The sequence below is a fragment of the Streptomyces sparsus genome (genome assembly GCF_054776295.1).
In genome coordinates this window covers 1-1,314 of the sequence record NZ_BAAHCA010001167.1, presented here as the reverse complement: position 1 = coordinate 1,314, position 1,314 = coordinate 1, and the positions used below count along the sequence as shown (strand labels likewise).

General features: G+C 70.9%; 1 protein-coding gene. It reads right to left on the bottom strand.

All coding sequences use genetic code 11. From position 1 onward, the window contains the following. Positions 1 to 91: 91 nt before the first annotated feature. The gene (locus ACYVE9_RS27180) at positions 92 to 1,192 is read right to left on the bottom strand and encodes a lytic polysaccharide monooxygenase auxiliary activity family 9 protein (RefSeq protein WP_461030543.1); all 1,101 of its coding nucleotides are present in this window, start codon (positions 1,190 to 1,192) and stop codon (positions 92 to 94) included. Positions 1,193 to 1,314 lie beyond the last annotated feature (122 nt).

Below are 1,314 nucleotides of genomic sequence, written 5' to 3'. Positions count from 1 at the left end.
GGCTCGTCGCCCCCGGCGGGTGCCCGCGGCTGCCCGCGCACGACCACGCCGGTCCCCGCGGATGCGAGGGCCGGCGCCGTCGCGGCCGGTGCTACGGGTTGACGCAGCTGATCGAGCCGACCGGCATGTCGTTCCCGGTCGAGGTGGCGGTGAAGCCGAACGTCACGGTCCCGTCCGGTGGGATGGTGCGGTTGTGGTCGACGTTCCTGACCGTGACCGTGCCGTCGGAACCGGTGCTGAGGGTCCCGTTCCAGGCCTGGTTCAGCTTGGTGCCCGCGCCCGGCTGCCAGCGCACGGCCCAGCCGTCACGGGCGGTGGTGTTGTGGTTCATCACCTCGACGGATCCCTGGAAGCCACCGTTCCAGGAGTTGGTCACCTTGTAGAGGGCCATGCACCCGGTGTGGGGATCGGTCGGTGTGGGAGTGGGCGTCGGGGTGGGAGTCGGGGTGGGAGTCGGGGTCGGGCCGCCCGGGTCGCGAATGCCGCTCACCTCGCCGTTGCCGCCGTCGAAGACGATGTCGGAGCAGGAGAAGAAGTTCTCCTGGCTGTCCGACCGCACCCACTGGATGAACATCATCGCGTCACCGGAGCGGCCCGAGGGCAGCTGGAGGTCCCAGAAGTAGTGGCCGGACTCGCTGCCCACCGAACCGGACTGCGGCGGGTCGGTGACGGTCTGGACGAGCTCCAGGTCGTCCCAGCCCAGCGGCTGCGTGGGCGAGTAGCCGGGCTTGGACACGTACACCCGGAAATCGCCGGGGTGCGCCGCCCAGTTGCTGTGCTTGATCCTGATCGTCGACCCGGAGGTGAGGTGCGTCCGGGGCCAGTCGGCGCGGGCCGCGTTGTAACCGGTGAAGTTGTACGGCGAGCGGTCGCCGGCGCTGCACAGCTTGCCGTCCGGTACGTAACCCTCGCCGCGGCCGCCCGCGTTGGAGTCGAGTACGGCGAACCAGTTGTAGAGCGCGTTCGCGCCGCTCTCCGCGAGCGCCGCCTTGCACGCCGCGTTCGTCGGGTCGAGCGCGCCCGTACTGGTCTTGGCGTCCAGGTAGCAGAGGTAGGTCCGCGACCCGGGCGTCATCGTCACTCCGTGCGCCTGCGCGCTCTTCTGGCCGACCAGGGCCAGGCCGAGCCCGCCGAGCAGAGTGGCCAGTACCGCTATAAGGGGCAGTAGGAGTCGTCTTTTGCTCAGAACCATGGTGTCTCCTGTGTCGGGGGTCGGGTCCGTCTCTCTCGACAGTCGTCAGGCCGGCCGGGCCGGCGGGGCGCCCCACCGGTCGGGGCGTGCCCCCGTCGGAGCGCGGGGTCGGCCGGGCGCGG